The following is a 19801-nucleotide window of genomic DNA, read 5'->3' as shown; positions in this document are numbered from 1 at the left end:
GAATCGAGGCAAGGTCGAGCCGCCGCATGGCGAATTTACGACGATCAGTAGGCATTCTCGCGTTCGAACACGGCGCCGAGCACGGCGATGAAGTCCTTGTCGGCGAGCGCGCGCGCGCGGTCGATCAGACAGGGAATGGGGCTCGATGGTTCGGCGAGGCGAAAATAGCGCGCGATCTCGTCGAGCAGCAGCAACGCCTGTGTGCGCGTGCTCGCCGTAAAATTCGGCGCGTCGGATACATGCTCTTCGATCTCTTCCTCTTCGATCTCTTCGAATGCCGGCTCCGCGACGACGACCGGGACTTCGTCCGGCGCCGATTCGGGCGCGAAATCTTCGGCGGCGCTCTCCTCCGGCGCGGCGTTTTCCGTTTGCGACGCTTGCGCATCGTCCGCTGGCGCGAACGTCTCCTCCGCGATCGGCGGCGTCTCGTCCTCGATCGGCGTCGGCGCTTCGAGTTCCCGCGGCGTCGACGCGGGCTGCACCACACGGCGGCGGCGCGTCTTGCGCGGCCCCTGACGCTCGTCGAAATATTCCGCGCGGGTCGGCGTCATCTCGCCGAGCGGGGCGATGGCCAGCTTGAAGGGATGTTCGCCGCCGATCGCGAATTGCGCATAGGCGTGCCGCTCCGGCAGCAGCGCGGCGAGCACTTCGATGAATGTCTTGCCCTGCAGGCCGATCGCCTGCGCGACGAGCGGGAGCGCGGGATTGGAGGGCTCGTAGAAGCAGAAATAGTCTTTCGCCGCCTCCAGCGCGCGACGCGCGTGAGCGGCGCAGGCGATGGCCCCGCGCGGAGCGTCGGCGGCGCCCTCGCCCTCCTCTCCCTCTTGCGGCTCGGGAGCGGTCGGGTCGGGAAAGGCGAGGGAGAAGAATGTCAGCACGCCGCCGACGACCTTGAGCAGCTGGCCGAATTCCGGCGTTTCCGCGCCGCCCGCCTGCGCGAGGAAGCGGGCGCGAATCTCCTTCAGCGCCGCCTCGAGGCGCCGAAAGCTGGCGCGCGTCGCTCCGACGGCCTGTTCGCCGGCCTCCACGAGGGCGCGCACGATCTGCTCTTGCGTCATCGCCGCCAGGCGGCCGCCGGCGGGCTTCTCTCCGCCCTCGCCGCCTTCGGCCGCTTTCTCCTGCTCGGCGAGCACGGTGGAGCGATAGGCGATATTGCCCTTGCGGCGGTCGGAGTGGATCGTGACGAATTGCAGCGAGATCGTCACGACCGAGGAGTCGAGCTCGTCGAGAATATCGGCGCGCGCCTTCACCGAGCCGTCGCGCGGGCGCGGATGCAACGCCTCCCATTGGCGCTCCAGCAGCGTCGCCATGGCTGCGACCGTGTCGACGAACTCGTCGAGGTTGCGCCTGAGTATGGCGAGGCGGGCCAGAAAAACCATGAGGCGGAGATCGCGTGTGCGCTTCATCACATCGGCGAGCATCGCCGGAATATATTCTGTGGCCTCTCGGAATTCAGCGTCGGTCGGATCGAAGGGTCGACCGTCCGAAAAGAAGGTGTCGGGAAGTTGAAACGGCGCGAAGGCGAAGAAATTCATGAAGGCGGCGTCGCCGGTCTCGTCGAGATCGGGGCCGCAGGGGTCCGTTTCCGTGACCGGCGACGACAACAGCGCGGGATCGACGATCGCCATGGCCGCTCACTCCGCCGCGCGCGTTTCGACGCGGCGATTGGCCGGGTCGAGCGGATCATTCAGCTTCGGCCGCGTCTTTCCATAGCCCTGCGCTTCGAGGCGGATCGGATCGATCCCCGCCGAAACCAGATAGTTGCGCACCGACTCGGCGCGTCTTTGCGACAGGCGCAAATTCATCTCGTCGCGTCCGCGCGCGTCTGTGTGTCCATCGACGCGGAAACGCCGCGCGGCGAGCGAGGGATCGGTCAGCGCCTTGGCGAATTCGTCCAAATTCTTTCGCGCGCCGGCGGTCAGCCGATCGGAGCCGAGCTCGAATGTCACTTCGAGGTCGAAGGCCTCGTCCTTCGCGGCTTTCGGCGCATCGCCGCCGCAATCCGTCGCGGCGCCGATGCAGATCGATCGCGACGCGCCGAAGGAGGGCTCGGAAGCGAAACGCCGAACGATATCCGAAGCGGAATAGGCCGGCGCCTCATCGGCTCGGCACTTTGTCCACGAGAGAGACGCCGCGGCGAGCGACAGAAGGAATGCGAGATGAGCCTTGCGTCGCAATATGTCGTCCCCATCACAAAAATACCCCTCGACACTATTTTTGCCGTTACGTATCGTCAAGGGCTTGCCCGTTTGGCTTTCTAGGTTGTTTCGAGATTCGGACACACGATGGCTGATTTTTTGAGTCAGGAAGGCCGCATCGCAGTCCTGTCCACTCCCTTGGGAAAGGACAGGCTGGCGATCACGGCGTTGGACGCCACGGAAGGTTTGAGCGAGCTCTTCGAGTTTCGTCTCGAGGCCGTGAGCGTCGCCGGCGACATCGACTTCGATCAATTGCTCGGGCGCGAATGCACTGTCTCCTTGGCGCTGCTCGACCGGCCGAAGCGTTTTTTCAGCGGAGTCGTGGCGGAGGCGCAGGCGATCGGCTCCTTCGAGGATCTCTTCGTCTATCGCTTCGTTCTGCGGCCGACCTTCTGGCTGCTCACGCGCACGACCAATTGCCGGATCTTTCATCGCAAGACGGCGCTGACGATCGTCACCGACGTGCTCGGCGAACGCAATGTCTCGATAGAGGATGCGACCACGGTCGGCTATCCCGAGCTCGACTATTGCGTGCAATATCGCGAGACGGATTTCGACTTCGTCTCGCGTCTCATGGAGCAGCACGGAATTTATTATTACTTCAAGCATTCGGACGGCGCGCACAAGCTCGTTCTGGCGGATTCGCGCTCGTCGCACGAGCCGATCGCGGGCGGGGCCTCCATCGCCTTCGCCAATGCGCTCGCTGGTTCGACTCGACAGGAGCAGGGGCTGTTCTCCTGGTCGTCCGAGCGCCGTTTCCGCACCGGCAAGATCGAATTGCGGGACTATGCGTTTCGCGAGCCGGGCGCCAATCTCAAGACCAACGCCCAGGGCTCCGAGCGCTACGCGAAGGCGACGACCTACGAATATTACGACTACCCCGGCAAATATGAGAAGACGAGCGACGGCCGGCTCTATGCGAACGCCCGGCTCGAGGCCGAGCAGGCGATCGACTATCGCCGCTACGGCTCGGGCCAGGCCGCCAATCTCTTTCCCGGCGGCCTCGCCACGCTCGACCGCCATCCGACGCAGGCGGAGAACAAGCAATATCTCGTCATCCGCTGCTCGCATCATTTCGCCGACGAGGCCTTTCGCTCCGCGGGCGCTCTCGACGGGCGGCCGCCCTATCACGGCAATTACGAGCTGCAACCGGTCGACCGCGTCTTCCGCGCGCCCATCGTCACGCCGCGGCCGCTCGTCCATGGGCCGCAGACCGCCAAAGTCGTCGCGCGCGGCAAGGACGCCGACGGCGAGGAGATCGACACCGATCCCGACGGCCATGGGATGATCAAGGTGCGCTTCCATTGGGATCGCGAGGACAAGCGTTCCTGCTGGCTGCGCGTGGCGCAGCTCTGGTCCGGTCCCGGCTGGGGCGCGCAATTCATTCCGCGCATCGGCATGGAGGTGGTCGTCGAATTTCTGGAGGGCGACCCCGACAAGCCCATCGTCGTCGGCGCCGTCTATAATGGCGGCAACAAGTTTCCCTACAAGCTGCCGGACAACAACACGCAGTCGGGGATCAAATCCGATTCGTCCAAGGGTCATGGCGGCTACAATGAATTCATGTTCGAGGACAAGAAGAGCTCCGAGAAGATCCGCATGCACGCCGAGAAAGATCATCAAGTGGTGATCCGCAATTCGCAGACGGTCGAGATCGGCGAGGCTTTCTCCGGGGGCGGCGCGTCGCGCAAGACGACTCTGAAGCAGGGCGGCGACGAGCTGACGCTGCAGTCGGGCTCGCGCTCGACGACGATCCACGGCGGCAAGGATGCGACGACCGTCGATCAGAGCATCAAGATCGAATCGCTCGGCGACACCATCACGCTGCAGACGGGCGCGAGCTCGATCAAGCTCACGCCGAGCAAGATCGAGATCAGCTCGACGATGATCGCCTTGTCGGCGACCAAGATCGACTTGAACTGAAGGGGGAGCCCTTGACCGCGTCGAGCAAGATTCGCTTCGCCACGGTGCGCGACCTCTACGCCGCCTTTCCCACTGCGGAAGTCGACGTCGGGGTCGAGAGCTGCGACGAGCCTTCCGCCGATTTCGTCTCCCGCCTGACAAAGGAGGGAGAGAGGCGCGCGGCGCTGTCCTATTGCGCCTATCTTCTCGCCCGGCGGGAGGCGGTGTGGTGGGCCGCGCGCTGCGTGCGCCAGACCGCGCCGGAAGACGCCGTCTCGCGGCGCTGCCTGCAGGCGGCGGACGAATGGGTCACGGAGCCGAGCGAGGCGCGGCGGCGGCGCGCGCTCGAGGAGGCCGCGCAGGCGCAAAAATCGCTCGCCGCGGCCTGGGTCGCGCAGGCGGCGGGATGGTCGGGAGGCAATGTCTCGCCTAATCCGGCCTATTTTTTGGAGCCGCCGCCGCAGGCCACGGCGCAGGCGGCGCGCGGCGCCGTGTTGATCGCGCTCGGAGCTCTTTCTCCCGAGCGTCGCGACGCCGCGCAGGTCGAATGGATAGAGGCGGGGCTGTGTTGCGCAGTCGGCGATCTCGGCCGGTCGTGACGCTGTGAGACGCGGGCGCGCGGCCCGCGGGGGGAGCCATCGGGGAATGCGCCTGACATTGACGATAGAGAATTTCAGCCGGCGGCCGGACGGCGGCCCGCTGACCTATGTCGCGGAGGGCCGCCGCAGCATCGATATCGGCCGCAATCAACATCTCGACTGGTGCCTGCCGGACGAAAACCATTTCATCTCGGGGCGCCATTGCGAGATCGCCCCGCGCGACGGCTGCTATTATCTCACCGACGTCTCGACGAATGGGACTTTCGTCAACCATCCGGACAATCACGTCCAATCGCCCTATCGGCTGCGCGACGGCGACCGCCTCTTTATCGGCGAATATGTGGTCGTCGTGCATGTCGAGGGCGACGCGCCGGGCGTCGAGGTCGCTCCCGTCTCGGCGACGCAGTCGACGCCCTCCTATGACGATTTCTGGAGCTCTTCCGAGCCGGCGCCGCCGCCCATAGATCCGCGCTTGCTCGATCCACGTCGGCTGGATCCGACGCCGCATGTCGATTGGATCGATCATGTCGCCGACGCGCCGACGCCGATGACGCCGACGCCGCGGCGCCCTTCCGCCGAGCCCGCTTCGATCTGGGGCCTGTCGCCGCCGCCGGCTCAGGCCGCTTCCGCCCCGGTCGTCGCGCCCGACGATATTTGGGGCGCACCGCCGCCCCCGCTGTCCGTGGCGCGTGAAGCGAGCGCTGCGCCCGGCGTCGACTGGGCGCCGCCTCCGTCTTCTCCCATTCCCCCTCCGAGCCTCGTCGCGGCCGCTCCGCCGCCGCGCGCTCCTGTCGCGCCGCCGGCGGCCGCTCCGGCTCCATCGACGACGAGCGACGAGGCCTATGCGGAATTTCTGGCGAGCTTCGCTCGCGCGCTCGGCGCGTCGGAGCAGATTTTCGCGGGCGCGACGCCGGCGCAATTGGGCGAGCAGCTCGGCGGGCTGACGCGCCTCGTCGCCGAGGAGACGCGGCAATTGCTGCGCGCGCGCGCCGAGGCCAAGCGGCTCACGCGCAGCGCGAGCCATACGATCATCGAGGCGCAGGGCAACAACCCGCTGAAATTCGCGCCGACGACGGAGGAGGCGTTGCGCATCGTCTTCGGCCCGCCGCGGCCGGGCTATCTTTCCGCCGGTCCCGCCTTCGCTCAGGCCTTCGTCGATGTGAAGGCGCATGAGCTTCGCACCTACGCCGCCATGCAGGAGGCGGTGCGCATGTTGAGCGATGGTCTCGATCCCGCAGGAATCGAGAAGGGGCAGGGCAAGGACTCTGGCATCGCCTCGCTCGTCGGCTCGCGCAAGGCGCGCCTCTGGGATCGCTATGTCGAGCGCTGGGCGGCGATGAGCCCGCGCTCCGGCGACAAGCTCGCCGACGCCTTCATGCGCAATTTCGCCGACTGCTACGACCGGGCCGACGCCCGAAAATAAAATAACAGGGGGGAGCAAATGTCTTGGCGCAGCAAGGTCGTGTGGAGCGAGGGATTGTTCCTTCGCCCGCATCACTTCCAGCAGGGCGACCGCTATCTCGAATGGGCGACGACGGCCCGCACGCGCAATCTCGCGCCCTTCTCCTGGGGATTCTCCCGCCTCGACATCGACCATGGCCTCGCGCAGCGCGGCAAGTTCGGGCTCGAGGCCGCCTGGGGCGTGATGCAGGACGGCACGCCCTTCCAGCTCGAGGGCAAGGAGGAATTGCCCGAGCCATTGCCGATCGACGACAAGATCGCCAACCGCATCGTCTGGCTCGCCTTCCCGGAAGCCTCGCCCAACACGCGCGAGGTGGCGCGGCGCGACAGCGTCTCGGCGAGCCGCTATTTCCACGCCTCCGAGACCTTCATCGACTCCACCTCCGAGCTGCGCAGCGAGGAGGAGATAGAGGTCGCGCATCCGCGCATGGAGCTGCATCTCGAGAGCGAGCGCAAGCGCGGCTACAATAATCTTCCTGTCGCGCGCATCGTGAAGCTCGAGAATGGCGCGATCCTGCTCGATCCTGAATTCGCGCCCACAGTGCTCGTCTGCCGCGCGCATGACGTCGTCGTCGGCTGGCTCAATCGCGTCATCGGCTGGGTCGAGAACAAGCTCGACGCCATCGCGCGCTACGCCGCCGATCCGACCGCTGGCGGCGGCCTTCAGAATCGCGATTATCTGCTGCTCCAGGCGCTCAATCGCGCGATCCCCGCGCTCCAGCATTTCGAGCATACGTCGAACCATCTCCATCCCGAGCGGCTCTATGTCTTCCTGGTCGGGCTCGCCGGCGAGCTCGCCACTTTCTGCGCCGTCGACCGCCGCGCGCCGAGCTATCGCGCCTATGACCACGACAATCTGAAGAACACATTCGAGCCCGTGCTACGCGATCTGCAGGATTTCCTCAGCAAGGACGCCGATCATCGCGCCATTCGTCTCGAGCTTCAGCAGCTCGCGCCCAATGCGTTCAAATCGCCGATCAAGGATCGCTCGCTGTTCCAGAACGCGTCCTTCTATCTCGAGGTCGCGTCGCGGCGTCCGCTCACCGAGATTCAGATGCAGTTTCCCAATCTGCTGAAGATCGGTCCCGACACGCGCATGAACGAGATCGTGCATTACAATCTTCCCGGCGTGCCGATCGTGCATCGGCCCTCGCCGCCGCCGCAGATACGTCTGCTCGGCGACCATGTGTATTTCTACATCGACAAGAAGAGTCCGCTCTGGGCCGATTTCAGCGTCGCCGCCGCGATCGGCCTGCATTTCTCCGGCGATTGGCCGGACCTCGAGCTCGAGCTCTGGGCCATTCGGGAGGATAAGAGATGAGCGACAAGGACAATCCTTTCGGTCCTTCCGGCGGCGATCGCACCGTGTTCCAGCCCAATCCGGGCGGGCGCCGTCCGCCGCCGCGTCCCGCCGCGCCGCCTGCGCCCGGATACACGCCGCAGACGGCGCCGGCCTATGCGCCGACCGAAGATTTCGGCGCGCCGCGCCCGGCCGAGCATCCTTACGGCCAATTCGCGCCCTCGCCTTTCGAGACGGCTGGCGCGCCGCGCGCGCCGACGCCGGACGCCTGGGTGACAGGCCGCGCGCAGCAGAGCGCGCAAGCGCCTCTGCAACGCGCCGAGGATTTGGATTTCGACGCGCTCGTCGCGCAGCATCCAAATCCTATTTTGCGCGCCGCCGGCCCGCTGCTGCATCTGCTGGGCCGGCTGCGCGTCGCCGCGCTCAGCGCCGATCTCGAGAGCCTGCTCGAGCAGGTCGCCGCCGCCGTCGCCTTTTTTGACAAGGATATTCGCAGCGCCGGTGTCACGCCGGAGCAGGCCAATGTCGCCAAATATCTCATCTGCGCGACGGCCGACGACATCGTGCAGAACATACCGACCGACGATCGCCATTTGTGGACGCGCTACAGCATGACCTCGCGCTTCTTCGGCGAGCGGCTCGGCGGCGTGAATTTCTTCAAGCAGCTCGAATGGATGCAACGCGATCCGGGCGCCAATTTCGACGTGCTGGAATTGCAGCATGTCTGTCTCGCGCTCGGCTTTCAGGGCCAATATCGCGCGGCCGAAGGCGGCCCCAATCAGCTGCAATATATTCAGCGCAATCTCTATGAGCTGCTGCGCCGCGTGCGGCCCAAGCCCATGCTCGATCTCTCCCCGCATTGGAAGGGCCAGGCGCTGCCGCTCGGCCGCAAAGGTTTCGCGCCGCCTGTGTGGGCGACCGCGGCGGTGGCCGCTCTATTGTTCTTCGGCCTCTTCATCGGCCTGCGCGCCAAGCTCGGCGGAATCGGCGAATCGGTCGCCGCGGAGATCGAGACTCTGCATCCGTCCAGCAAGATCGCGCTGCAGGAGCGGCTCAATCTGCCGCGCGTGGAGCCGCCGCCGCAACCTTCCGTGCAATGCAAGCGCATCGGCGAGCAGGTGGGCGACGGCGTCAGCGTCACCTGCAATGGCAAATGGGTGCAGATCAAGGTCGGCGACGCCGTGCTGTTCCAATCCGGCAAGGCGGCGGTGCTGCCGCAATTCTCGCCTATCGCCGAGCGCATCGCGCGCGCGATCGACGGCGAGACGGGGCCGATCAAAGTGATCGGCCACACCGACAATCAGCCCTTGAGCCCGCTCAATCCCTTCCGCGACAATCAGCGTCTGTCGGAGGAGCGCGCGCGCGCCGTCGCTTCTCTGCTGAAGCCGCTGCTCAAAGATCCCGCGCGCGTCTCGGAGGCCGGCCGCGGCCCATCCGAGCCGATCGCCGACAACGCCAATGAAGCCGGACGGCGCCTCAATCGGCGCGTCGAAGTGCTCGTCAGCCGCATAGACTGAGGATTTTTCCCAATGTCCGACAAGCCCGGCGTCAAGGGCGACATCGTCCGCATCATTCTGCTCGGCCTCGGCCTCGCATCGATCTCGAGCATCATCTATCTCGCCGGGCCGTTCATCGCATTCGGGAACTGGCGCCCGCTCGAGAATGAGATGGTGCGCGACATCGTCATCGTGCTCATCATCGCCATTGCGGCGTCATTCGCCGGCTTCTCCTTCTGGCGGCGGCGCAAGAACGCCAAATCGCTCGCCGACGGCGTCGCCGACGCCGAGGGCGACGAGGACGATTCCATCGTGCTCGCCGAGCGCATGAAGGACGCGCTCGCCACATTGAAGAAATCCGCCAAGGGCGGCGCCACCTATCTCTATGATCTTCCCTGGTATGTCATCATCGGCCCGCCGGGCTCCGGCAAGACGACGGCGCTCGTCAATTCCGGCCTGCGCTTTCCGCTGTCCGGCGGCGCCACGCCCGAGGCGGTCGCCGGCGCCGGCGGCACGCGCTATTGCGATTGGTGGTTCGCCGAGGACGCCGTGTTCATCGACACGGCGGGCCGCTACACCACGCAGGATTCGGATGCGGCGCTCGACAAGCGCAGCTGGTTCTCTTTCCTCGACGTCATGAAGAAGCACCGGCCGCGCCAGCCGGTCAATGGCGTGCTCGTCGCGATCAGCATTCAGGACATTTTGATGCTGCCGCGCGAGGAGCGCGCCGCCCATGCGCGCGCCATTCGCGCCCGCCTGCTCGAGCTGCACGAGCGCTTGAAGGTGGATTTCCCCGTCTACGCCGTCTTCACCAAGGCCGATCTCGTCGCCGGCTTCACCGAATTCTACGCCAATCTCGACTCGGACAAGCTGCGCAGCGTGTTCGGCGCGACCTTCCAGACGGCGGACAAGAAGCTCAATCTCGTCGCCGAGGTTCCGCGCGAGTTCGATGCGCTGATCGAGCGGCTGAATCAAAACATGCTCGATCGCTTGCAGGAGGAGCCCAATCCCGCCAATCGCGTGGCGCTCTACGGCTTCCCCGCGCAAATGGCGGCGCTCAAGCGCCCGGTGCATGATTTCCTCAACGCCATCTTCGAGCCGACGCGCTATCACTCCAACGCCAATCTGCGCGGTTTCTATTTCACCTCCGGCACGCAGGAGGGCACGCCGATCGATCAGCTCATCAATGCGCTGGTCAAGAATTTCGGCGCGCGCGATGTGGGCGGGCTCGGCTTCCGTGGCCTCGGCAAAAGCTTCTTCCTCTTCGATCTCGTCGAGAAGGTCATCATCGGCGAAGCCGCCTGGGTGTCGACCGATCCGGGCGCCGTGCGGCGCAGTTTTCTCTTGAAGACCGCCGCCTACGTATTGATCGCCCTCGTCAGCGCGGGCGCGACTTTCGCGATGTGGAAGAGTTATTCCGCCAATGCCGAATTGACGGCGACGGCGCAGACTATGGCGCGCGAATATGCGGCCGACGCGGCCTATCCGCTGACGCGGCAGATGGTCGTCGAGGATCGCGACTACGGCAAGATTCTGGGCCTGTTGCAGAAGCTGCGCGACGCGCCGACCGGCTACGCCCATCGCAATGATCCCGAATCCTTCTTCGAAGGCTTGGGGCTCGGCCAGCGCCCGCGGCTCGTCGCGGCGTCGACGGCCTCCTATCGTCTCGCGCTCGAGCGTCTGCTGCGGCCGCGCCTCTTGTTCCGTCTCGAGGAATTGCTCGAGGAACATCGCGACGATCCGGGCTTCATCTATGAGGCGCTGAAAGTCTATCTGATGCTCGGTCATGCGCGCACGCCGGTCGATCGCGAGGTGATTCTCGCTTGGGAGCGGCGCGACTGGCGCGACAATCTCTTCCGTGGTCCGCTCGCCGACAACGCCAAGGCGCTGGAGCAGCATCTCGACGCGATGCTCGAGCTCGACAATGGCGAGCTGCTCGTCCATCCCAATCAGACGCTCATAGAGGAAAGTCAGAAGACGCTCGCGCGCTTGAAGCTCTCCGAGCGCGCCTATGAGCTGCTGAAGTCCGAGGCCCGCACGCTGGACATTGCGGATTGGACCGCGCCGGGCGCCGGCGGGCTCCTCTTCGACCAATTGTTCGAGGAGGCGAGCGGCAAGGATATAGATACGATCCGCGTGCCCGGCTTCTATACCTATGACGGGTTCAAACGCGCTTTCCTGCGCGGACTTCCCGGCATCTCCGATCGCGTGCGCAATGAGCGCTGGGTGCTCGGCCGCCCTGGTGGGGACGCGACGCTCGGCGACGAATATCGCTCGCTCGGCAATGATCTGCTGGCGCTTTATGGGCGCGATTTCGACGCCGGTTGGCGCGGCGCGCTCTCCCGGCTGAAGATGAAACGTCTCAACGCCGACAAGCCGCAATATAAGGCGCTCGGCGCCGCGACCGCCTCCAATTCGCCCTTGAAGGCCCTGTTCGAATCGGTGGCGGAGGAGACTGCGCTCACCAAGGAGCGCAAGACGCGCAAAGAGACGCCCGCCAAGGACGGCTCCGCCGCCGCGCCGCAGATCGCGCTGAGCGATCTCTTTCCCGGTCGCGGCGATCGCCCGCCGGGCGAGGAGATCGAGAAGCGCTTCGTTCCCTTCCAGATCTGGCTGGACGGCTCGGGACCGCGCAAGCCGATCGACGAATTGCTCGCCGAGCTCAACGACATAAAAGACAATCTCGTCGTCGGCGCCACATTGCCGGAGAATTCTCCGCAGGCGAATGCGGCGCTCGCCATGCAGCTGAAGAAATTCCGCGGCACGGCGGATCGCCTGCCCGAGCCCTTCCGCCCCATGCTCACCGGCGCGGCCTCCGATTTTGATCGCGCCGTGCTCGATTCGGAGCTGATCCGGCTGACCTCCGCTTTCCGCGAGCAGGTCGCGACCTCCTGCCAGCAATTGACGCCCGGCCGCTATCCTTTCGTCAAAGGCGCGGCCAGCGAGATCGGCCTCGCCGAATTCGGCCGGCTGTTCGGGCCGAACGGCATACTCGATTCCTTCTTCAAACAGTCGCTCGCCAAATATGTCGACACGGCGAAATCGCCCTGGACGCTCCGGCCGGAATATCCGCTGACCGCGCGCCTCTCGGCGGCGAGCCTGCGCGAATTCCAGCGCGCCGCGCAGATTCGCGACGCCTTCTTCCCGTCGGGCGGCAACATGCCCAATCTCGCGCTCACCGTCTTTCCGCCGCCGCTCAGCGGCGCGGGCCGCACGGCGAAATTCGAGGTGAACGGCCAGGAGGCGACCTCGGTCGCCGGAACCTCGGTGACCCCGCGCGCGATCCAATGGCCCGGCGCCGGCGGCGGCCGCGCGGCGGTGAGCCTCGCCACCGAACTCGCGCCGAGCCAGACCGCCGCGGCGGACGGCTCGGCGCCGGCGGCGGCGCCCATCGTGCTGGAGCGTTTCGGCGGCTGGGCGCTGTTCCGCTTGCTCGACGCCGCCGGCCGCTCCTATGCCGGCGAGCGGCTCAACGCGACCTTCTCGCTCGGCAAGCAGACGCTGATCTTCGGCTTCCAGGCCGGCTCCACTTTGAAGCCGCTCACTCTGCCGGCGCTCACCGAGTTCCACTGCCCGACGCAATTGTGAGGGACGAGCATGCGGCGCGGATTGTTCGGCAAGCTGCAGGCGAAGCGGGATTTCGTGTCCCAGGGCGCGCCGCGCGGCTTCCTTACGGCCTTCGAGCCCTGGCTTCAGGGCGGCGTCGCCTCCAGCCGGGCGCAGCTCGGCGCGGAGTGGCGGGCGGCCTATCTCACCGCGCCGATCTGGCGCTTCTGGCTCGGGCCGCAACTTTGCGGCGGGGCGACGGCGATCGGCGCCTTCATGCCCTCCATGGATGGCGTCGGCCGCTATTTTCCGTTCAGCGTCGCAATGTTCGCCGAGGAGGGGGAGAGTCTGCCGCCGCCGGAGGCCGATCCACAGGACGGCTGGTTCGTGGCGATCGAGGATTTTCTGCTGTCGACGCTGGAGCAAGGCGTCGTCTTCGAATCGGTGCTCGAAGCTCTCGAGGCCCTGCCCGCGCCGGCGCTCGGCGCGACGGGGGCGCGTCTTCTGACGCCGGAGACCGTCGCCGCGGCGCGCGTCGGCGAGGCCGGCTTCGGCGAGGCGTGTCGCCTCGCGCGCGAGACTGTCGCCCGCGCCCGCGCCGTCGCCGATCAGAGCTTCTGGTGGACCGAGGGCGGCGACGGTTTCGAGCGCTTCGCGCTCGCCGCGACGGGGATGCCCGATCCGGCGCTCTTCGTGGCCATGATCACCGGCCGCTTCACGTCGCCTGCGCCCGGCGGCGAGGCTCGGGCGCCATGACCGACATTCGCGGGATGCGCGCCTTCGCGCTCTCCGACAAGGGCCGGGTGCGCGCGGAGAATGAAGACAATTTTCTGTCGAAGCCGCAGACGGGCCTTTTCGCCGTAGCGGATGGCATGGGCGGCCATGCGGCGGGGGCGACGGCGAGCGCGGTCGTCGTCGACAGTCTGAGCCGCGTCGCGCCGCAGGGCGCGGCGGTCGAGTTGCGCCGCCAATGCGAGGAGGCCTTGCAGGGCGCGCACCGCGATATTCAGCGGCAGGCGGCGTTGCGCGGCGTCGCGACAATGGGCTCCACCGTCGTCATGCTGCTGACCTTCGATCGCTATTACGCATGTCTATGGGCCGGCGACAGCCGCGCCTATCTGCTGCGCGGAGGCGATATTCTGCAGATCACCATCGACCACACCGAGGCCGAGCAGTTGCTCGCCGATGGCGTGCTCACGCCCGAGGAGGCGCGCAACTGGCCGCGCCGCAACGTCATCACCCGCGCGGTCGGCGCCGGCGCGACGCTCGCGCTCGATTTCGTCAATGGCGAGCTGCTCGAAGGCGATATTTTCGTGCTCTGCTCGGACGGGCTCACCGGCCATCTCTCGGCGGCGGAGATCGCGGGCCTCGCCTGCGGCCGCACGCCGGAGGAGGCCTGCCGCGCGCTGATCGATCTGGCGCTGGCGCGCGGCGGAACCGACAATGTCACGGTGCTCGTCGCCGCCTATCGGACGGAGCAGGACGCGACTCGCTTGCGTCCGGGGCGCGAGGAGTCCAGAGAGACGACGCGGCCGCGTTGAAGAGGCCCGCGTCGGCGGTCTATCATCACACCACATGCGACAGAGCCGGTTTTCAGAGCCAGAAAATGTCTTATCCGCCGGATGTTCACTCGATCCACGGCGCCTTGCCGCCCGGCACGCGGCTCAACGCCAATTACGAGATCGACGCCTTCTTGAAGGCGGGCGGCATGGGCGATGTCTATCGCGGCCATGAGATCGAGACCGGCGACACGGTCGCCATAAAGCTGATCCGCGACCAGCTCGCCGGCGACGAGGCCGTGCTGGCCATGTTCCGCAATGAGGCGCTGGCGCTGCGCCGCATCCATCACGAAGCGATCGTGCGCTATTTCGGCTTCACGCTGGAGCCGCAATTGCGCCGGCACTATCTCGCCATGGAGTTCGTCGAGGGCCAGCCGCTCTCCGATATTTTGGACCGCGGCCCTCTGCCGGCGCCGCAAGTGCTGGCGCTGATGCGCCGCGTCGCCGCCGGGCTTCAGGCCGCGCATGAGCAGAATGTCGTCCATCGCGACATCTCGCCGGACAATATCATCGTGCCGCAGACCGGCATCGCTCGCTCGCGCATCATCGATTTCGGCATCGCCCGCTCGCTCCGAGTGGGCGACAGCACGGTGATCGGCTCGGGTTTCGCCGGCAAATACAAATATGTTTCGCCGGAGCAGCTCGGCCTCTTCGGCGGCGATGTGCGCGCGGCCTCCGATATCTACAGTCTCGGCCTGGTGCTGGCGGCCTGCCTCATCGGCAAGCCGCTGGCCATGGACGGCACGCAGGTCGAGGTGATCGAGCGCCGCCGCGTCCTTCCCGATCTCTCGGCCATCGATCCGATGATGCGCCCGATCATCGCCGCAATGCTGCAACCGGATCCCGAGGCGCGGCCGCGCAGCATGGCCGAGCTCGCCGCCTGGACGCCGGACGACGAGCGCGGCTCCACCGTCTTCGCGCCGCGTGGGCCGCGCGCGACACCTCTCACGCCCGTCCCGGTTCCGCCGCCGATTCCGGTTCCGATCGGCTCCGCTCCGGTCCCTGCGCCGCCGCCGAAACCCGTCTCGCCGACGAAGGCGGAAAAGCCGCGGCGCGTCGGCGTGCTCGTCGGCTCTCTCCTCGGCGTCGTCGCGCTCGCCGCCGCAGGCTTCGGCGGCTGGCGCTATCTTCATCACGATGAGCCGGCGACGACGACCGAAGTCCAGACGACGGACGTCTCCGCCTCCAACGCCGAACCGCCGCTCGTCGATCCGCCGCAAAAGCCTGCCGAGACGCGGCCCGATCCATTCGTGCGCCTGCGCGAATACGCCCGCGATTTCGATGGCGGCGATTGTTTTCTCGCCGTCGTCGGCGACATTTCCGCTGGCGAGGTGCAGATCGACGGCTATGGCCGCGGCCGCGAGCCCTTCGACGCGCTCGACAAATCCTTCAAGGACGCGATGGGCGTCCCCGCCGCGATCAGCGTCCGCAAGGTGACGGCGCCGCAATGTCCGGCATTGGGTTTCGCCAAGAAATTCCTGGCGATTCGCGAGCCGCTGCGCTTCGACGTCGCGCGCACGCAATTGCAGCGCGCCGGCGACCGGCTTGAGGGCGCGATCGAGACCAATGCCGAGAATGTGCGTTTTCTCATAGTCGACGACGACGGACTGGTGAATGATCTCAGCGGTCGGCTCGGCCAGGAGACTGGGCGGCGCGACTTCGCGATGGAGCTGCGCGCGACCCGACAGGGGCCGGTGCTGCTGGTGGCCATCGCCGGCGCGACGCCCATTTCTATCGCCAGCGCCGCCCGCGCTGCGACGGCTAGGGACGTGTTCGCGAGGCTCGCCGAGGATCTCGCGGGCGTCTCGCCGCCGCCTTCGGTGGCGTTGAAATATGTGCTGCTGGTCTCGGGGCGCTGAGCGCCGAGACCTTTTCACCTCGGATTTTGGAATTCGCATTTTCCGGCTCTGCGCCGGGTGGAGGATAGTCATGATGCGATCGATGATAGGCGATTTCGATCGCTCGCTTCGCTCGGCCTTCGCCGCCTTCCTTCTCCCCGCGAGCGGGGAGAAGGTGAGGATGAGGGGCCAGGGCGTTTTCCGCTGCGCTTCACGCCCCGAGCCCCTCGCCCCCGCGACGTCATGGCCGGGCTTGTCCCGGCCATCCACGCCAGGACGCCGAGGCGTCTCGAAAGTTCGGCGTGACGCCGAAGCTCCGGTGGGGCGTCCGCCGTGGGATGAATCCGTCGACAGCGGGCGCCTTCCTTCGGTTTCTCAGCAGCTTGGCGTGGATGGCCGGGACAAGCCCGGCCATGACGGCTGCAGCGTTTCGCGATGTGTGAATCCGATAGCCCTCGAGGGGGGAGGTCGAGCGCCGAAGGCGATAGGGTGCGGGCGTTTGCGCCGAGTCTTTGCCGTGCAACCCCACCCCGGATGGCTTCGCCATCCGACCCTGCCCCTGAAGGGGAGGGTGATCACGCCTTTTCTGGCCTTCACGATGCTCGCTCTGCTGCATGGACGCGCGCTCGCCGATGACCAGCTCGTCCGCAGCTTCCATCAGGGCGGCGACGTCGCCTCCGTCGGCGTGGTCGAGGCCGGCGCGGATACGGAGATCGAAGGTCCGCAGTCGATCTATTCCGGCGCGGAAGGCGAGATTTATCTGCTCGACCAGGTCAATGGCCGGGTGCTGCGCTTCGATCCGCGCAGGCCCGCCGAGGCGACGCGCTCGCTCGAATTGCCGAGCGATCTGCGCCCGACCGACATCGTCGTCGCCAAAGATACGATCTATGTGTGGGACGAAGGCCCGCGCGCCTTGCAGGCCACCGGCCCGGCGGATGCGCAGACGCGCAGCCTCGAGGTGACGCGCTCCGTCGCTGCGCCGGACGAGGCCACGCTCTCCGCCTTCGCGCAGACGGGCTCGCAGGAGATCGGCGACGAGGCGGACGCCACCCGCGGCCTCACCGACGGAAAGCTCGCGCGTTCGCGCCAGACCATCGCCTCGCATGGGCGCGGCCAGCTGGTCGCCGATGTGAGCCCTCTCGACAAGAAGGGCGTGTCCATCTCCCTGCAGATCAAGGATGGCGCGGCGCTCGCCAAGCTCAAAATGCAGGTGCGCAGCCGCATCGGCTCGGTGGAGGTGCTGGACGTCGATCAGCGCGGCCGCATTTTCGTGCTGGGCGAGAATGTGCCGACCGACGCGAGTGATCAGCCTTCCACTTTCGTCGCCCGATACGCTTCCAATGGCGCGCTCGAGGGCGTCTATGAGCTGCCGCTCGATAAGCAGGTTGCGCTGTCGCGCCGCTTCGTCACCGTCTCGGCGGAGGGCGACGTCTATTTCCTGCGCACGCGCAAAGGCTCGGTCGATCTGCTCGGCGTCGGCTTTCGCCCGATGAAGAACGGGCAGATTATCGATCTCGCGCCGCCCGCTCCGACGATTCTCTCCTATTCGCTGACGGATTTCGGCAAGCGCAAGGGCGCCACGGCGGCGATGCGCCCGCTCGATCGCACGCAGGTCATCCAGACCGCGTTGCAATTCGCCAATGTGCGCTGGCGCGTCAACGCGGGCGCCTATGGGGCGGACCCGGATCGCGCTTGCAGCGGCTTCGCGCGTATCCGCCGGCCGGGCTATCTGCATGGCAAGCTGGGGCAGGAGGTGGTGGGCATTCCCTATTGCTGGGGCTGTCACGGATCGCTGCCGCGCATAGCGGCGGAGATCGGCGCGGGCCGCCTCGCCGGCAATATCTGCACCCGCAATGATCCGCGGCCGGACGTCGCCGGCGTCGATTGCTCCGCCTTCGTCAGCGCCTGCTGGGGGCTCGCCACGCATTTCACGACCATGGCCATTCCGGCGATCTCGCGCGAATTGAGCAACCCCTGGGATCTTCTGCCCGGCGACGCGCTCAACAAGCCGGGCTCGCATGTGATGCTCTTTGTGCGCTTCACGCCCGATCGCCGCGCCGAGGTGATCGAATCCTCGACCGGCGGCTGCAACGGCAAAGTGTGCCGCAACATCTATCCGCTCGGCTCGCTGCTGGCGCGCGGCTATCGGCCCGTGCGCTTCCGCGGCCTCGCCAATGACCTGAGCGCGCCGACGCCGGTCGCCGCCGTCACCACGGCGACGCCCATCGGCAAGACAAAGCCGGATGCGCTCGACCGCAACGGCGCCGAGAAGCCCGCGCTCGCCAAGCCGAACGGCGCCGCCAAGACGCAGGCGCGGTGAGCGCGGCATGATCCTGCGGCTGCGAACCGGCTCGGAGACGCTGATCCTAGGTCCGCGCGCGGAGTTCGCGTCCTTCGCGGCGCTCGCCGGCGGCGCCTTGGCGAGCGAATACGAGGTACGCCGCCGGCTGCGCATCGCGCTCGCCGATCCCGAGGGCGCAGACGCCTTGCGCCGCGCCTTCGGGCGCTGGCGGGAGGAGGGCGCGCGAATCCGCGAGGCCGACGATCGCGCTCTGATCGACCGTATCGCGCGGATGAGCCGCAATGGGACGCTCGCGGCCTTCGTCGTCGCGGATCGTTCCGAGCGGCTCGCCGGCATGAGCCTGAAAGAGCGCATCGCGACGACGCTGAGGCTCGTCCCGAACCATTTGACCGGAGCGACGAAGCAGGAATTCGCCGCGCTCGTCGAGCCGAAGGCGCTCGCGACCACTGTCGAGGTGCTGGCGATCTGGGCGGTCTCCCATGCCTTCGGGGCGGGAGAGGCGATCGACGCCGTGCTTCTCGCGGTCGGTCTCTATTTCGGCGGCCCGCAGCTCTGGCGAGGTCTCCATGCGCTGTTCCATGCGCTCGAGCTGATGGGGACGGCGTCGAGCCGCGTGCAGCTCGATGAAGCGGCGGCGGTTTTCGCCGATGGCGTCGCCAAGCTCGGCGTCGTCGTGCTGATCGCCGCGCTCACCCATGGCGCCGCGAAAAAGGCCGCGCGCTGGACCGAGAAAAAGCCGGGCCTGCGCAACACGCCGCCGGAGAAGGCGCCGAAGGCGGAGAGATATGAAGAGAGACCAGCCGAGAAGAAGGCCCGGATCGCGCCAAGAACCGAAGCCGAGCGAATCGCCGCTATCGCGGACGAAGCGAGTGTGGCGACGCCGAAGGACAAGGCCGTCTTCTACTCGGGTGAGGGCAATCGAAAGAAGGCGCTGGCTGCGGCAGAGCGAGGATCGGTTCCGATCGACAAAACGGAATGCGGCAGAGCGCTCGAAGCCGAAAATCTGTATAGCGAGGCCAATGAGCTTCGCAATAGGACGGCGGACGGCTATTGGACTCGCGCCTCGCAGCGTTTCGCCGAGAACGCGTCCGGAGACGTGACGGCCTATGTGCATGGCGCTTCGCCCGATCGCGTCTTCGCTCAGACGGAGTTGCCCGTTCTTCTCGAGAATCGTAAAGTCACCTCGATAAACGGGATGCCGACCCAACTCCTGCGCTCGATGGAGGAGAACAGCCCCGGGTCCGCTTTCAGAGCTATAGAGGGCATGGCGCCTCAATGACAGACGGATCGCCCCGATACTGGAAATATTCGCCCGGTGGAGTCCTGAGCGAGGACGGTGCCTATCAAGTCTCCGGCCGCGACCGGTTCTCCTATTATTTTCGCAAGAACGGGACCGTGGCAATTTTGCCTTGCGAACATTTCGAGAAAAACGGAACGCCGACGGTCGCATTCGATTTCAGGGAGCGGATCGAATTGGCCTATCGCGATGGTTCGAGATCGCTCACCCCTGACGACATCGACGAAATCAAACATGTGCTGCTCGACGCTATGCCGCTGATGGGGCGTGCGGTGGTATTCGACTGAACAAGGGCGTTTGGAA

The 19801-nt window shown here is 66.5% G+C and carries 14 protein-coding genes; 12 read left to right on the top strand and 2 right to left on the bottom strand.

Features of this window, described 5'->3' with window-relative positions; genetic code table 11:
* Nucleotides 1-44: 44 nt before the first annotated feature.
* Both IY145_RS08970 and IY145_RS08965 read right to left on the bottom strand, forming a co-directional pair.
* Complete coding sequence (locus IY145_RS08970; RefSeq protein WP_196407898.1) at nucleotides 45-1628, bottom strand: type VI secretion system ImpA family N-terminal domain-containing protein; 1584 nt, start codon at nucleotides 1626-1628, stop codon at nucleotides 45-47.
* 6 nt (nucleotides 1629-1634) lie between these two features.
* Nucleotides 1635-2177, bottom strand: coding sequence for an OmpA family protein (locus IY145_RS08965; protein WP_196407897.1), 543 nt, complete (start codon nucleotides 2175-2177; stop codon nucleotides 1635-1637).
* Between the two features lie 108 nt (nucleotides 2178-2285).
* On the opposite strand from IY145_RS08965, the gene IY145_RS08960 reads away from it, so the two are divergent.
* From IY145_RS08960 to IY145_RS08905, 12 genes are all read left to right on the top strand, one after another.
* Nucleotides 2286-4121 (top strand): type VI secretion system Vgr family protein, encoded by a 1836-nt coding sequence (locus IY145_RS08960; protein ID WP_196407896.1) that lies wholly within the window; start codon nucleotides 2286-2288, stop codon nucleotides 4119-4121.
* Between the two features lie 11 nt (nucleotides 4122-4132).
* Nucleotides 4133-4699 carry a DUF6931 family protein gene (locus tag IY145_RS08955; protein WP_196407895.1) on the top strand — a complete coding sequence of 189 codons (567 nt, stop codon included), beginning with the start codon at nucleotides 4133-4135 and terminating at the stop codon, nucleotides 4697-4699.
* Nucleotides 4700-4745: 46 nt separating this feature from the next.
* The gene (tagH, locus tag IY145_RS08950) at nucleotides 4746-6122 is read left to right on the top strand and encodes a type VI secretion system-associated FHA domain protein TagH (protein ID WP_196407894.1); all 1377 of its coding nucleotides are present in this window, start codon (nucleotides 4746-4748) and stop codon (nucleotides 6120-6122) included.
* Between the two features lie 18 nt (nucleotides 6123-6140).
* Complete coding sequence (gene tssK, locus IY145_RS08945) at nucleotides 6141-7481, top strand: type VI secretion system baseplate subunit TssK (protein ID WP_196407893.1); 1341 nt, start codon at nucleotides 6141-6143, stop codon at nucleotides 7479-7481.
* Nucleotides 7478-8977 (top strand): type IVB secretion system protein IcmH/DotU, encoded by a 1500-nt coding sequence (gene icmH / locus IY145_RS08940; RefSeq protein ID WP_196407892.1) that lies wholly within the window; start codon nucleotides 7478-7480, stop codon nucleotides 8975-8977. The genes tssK and icmH overlap by 4 nt, the downstream gene beginning before the upstream one ends.
* A gap of 12 nt (nucleotides 8978-8989) precedes the next feature.
* Nucleotides 8990-12544 (top strand): type VI secretion system membrane subunit TssM, encoded by a 3555-nt coding sequence (gene tssM, locus IY145_RS08935; RefSeq protein WP_196407891.1) that lies wholly within the window; start codon nucleotides 8990-8992, stop codon nucleotides 12542-12544.
* A 9-nt stretch (nucleotides 12545-12553) separates the two neighbouring features.
* A complete protein-coding gene (gene tagF, locus IY145_RS08930; protein ID WP_196407890.1) occupies nucleotides 12554-13258 on the top strand; it encodes a type VI secretion system-associated protein TagF in 705 nt (234 codons plus the stop codon).
* Entirely contained in the window at nucleotides 13255-14043 is a 789-nt protein-coding gene (locus tag IY145_RS08925) for a PP2C family protein-serine/threonine phosphatase (RefSeq protein ID WP_196407889.1), read from the top strand. The genes tagF and IY145_RS08925 overlap by 4 nt, the downstream gene beginning before the upstream one ends.
* Nucleotides 14044-14108: 65 nt before the next feature.
* Nucleotides 14109-15920, top strand: coding sequence for a serine/threonine-protein kinase (locus IY145_RS25650; protein ID WP_196407888.1), 1812 nt, complete (start codon nucleotides 14109-14111; stop codon nucleotides 15918-15920).
* 550 nt (nucleotides 15921-16470) lie between these two features.
* Nucleotides 16471-18219, top strand: a complete 1749-nt coding sequence (locus tag IY145_RS08915; protein ID WP_312030569.1) for a hypothetical protein — start codon at nucleotides 16471-16473, stop codon at nucleotides 18217-18219.
* Nucleotides 18220-18226: 7 nt separating this feature from the next.
* Nucleotides 18227-19480: a hypothetical protein gene (locus IY145_RS08910; protein WP_196407887.1), complete on the top strand. Its 1254-nt coding sequence runs from the start codon at nucleotides 18227-18229 to the stop codon at nucleotides 19478-19480.
* The gene (locus tag IY145_RS08905; RefSeq protein WP_196407886.1) at nucleotides 19477-19785 is read left to right on the top strand and encodes a hypothetical protein; all 309 of its coding nucleotides are present in this window, start codon (nucleotides 19477-19479) and stop codon (nucleotides 19783-19785) included. The genes IY145_RS08910 and IY145_RS08905 overlap by 4 nt, the downstream gene beginning before the upstream one ends.
* Nucleotides 19786-19801: the final 16 nt, after the last annotated feature.

Source organism: Methylosinus sp. H3A, assembly GCF_015709455.1.
Classification (GTDB): domain Bacteria; phylum Pseudomonadota; class Alphaproteobacteria; order Rhizobiales; family Beijerinckiaceae; genus Methylosinus.
This window is presented reverse-complemented; position numbering and strand designations above follow the sequence as displayed.

Bases quoted from the DNA above. Each gene is read 5' to 3' on its own strand.
- IY145_RS08970 (WP_196407898.1), bottom strand. From the start codon at position 1,628: ATGGCGATCGTCGATCCCGCGCTGTTGTCGTCGCCGGTCACGGAAACG.
- IY145_RS08960 (WP_196407896.1), top strand. From the start codon at position 2,286: ATGGCTGATTTTTTGAGTCAGGAAGGCCGCATCGCAGTCCTGTCCACT.
- tagH (WP_196407894.1), top strand. From the start codon at position 4,746: ATGCGCCTGACATTGACGATAGAGAATTTCAGCCGGCGGCCGGACGGC.
- tssK (WP_196407893.1), top strand. From the start codon at position 6,141: ATGTCTTGGCGCAGCAAGGTCGTGTGGAGCGAGGGATTGTTCCTTCGC.
- icmH (WP_196407892.1), top strand. From the start codon at position 7,478: ATGAGCGACAAGGACAATCCTTTCGGTCCTTCCGGCGGCGATCGCACC.
- tssM (WP_196407891.1), top strand. From the start codon at position 8,990: ATGTCCGACAAGCCCGGCGTCAAGGGCGACATCGTCCGCATCATTCTG.
- tagF (WP_196407890.1), top strand. From the start codon at position 12,554: ATGCGGCGCGGATTGTTCGGCAAGCTGCAGGCGAAGCGGGATTTCGTG.
- IY145_RS08925 (WP_196407889.1), top strand. From the start codon at position 13,255: ATGACCGACATTCGCGGGATGCGCGCCTTCGCGCTCTCCGACAAGGGC.
- IY145_RS25650 (WP_196407888.1), top strand. From the start codon at position 14,109: ATGTCTTATCCGCCGGATGTTCACTCGATCCACGGCGCCTTGCCGCCC.
- IY145_RS08910 (WP_196407887.1), top strand. From the start codon at position 18,227: ATGATCCTGCGGCTGCGAACCGGCTCGGAGACGCTGATCCTAGGTCCG.
- IY145_RS08905 (WP_196407886.1), top strand. From the start codon at position 19,477: ATGACAGACGGATCGCCCCGATACTGGAAATATTCGCCCGGTGGAGTC.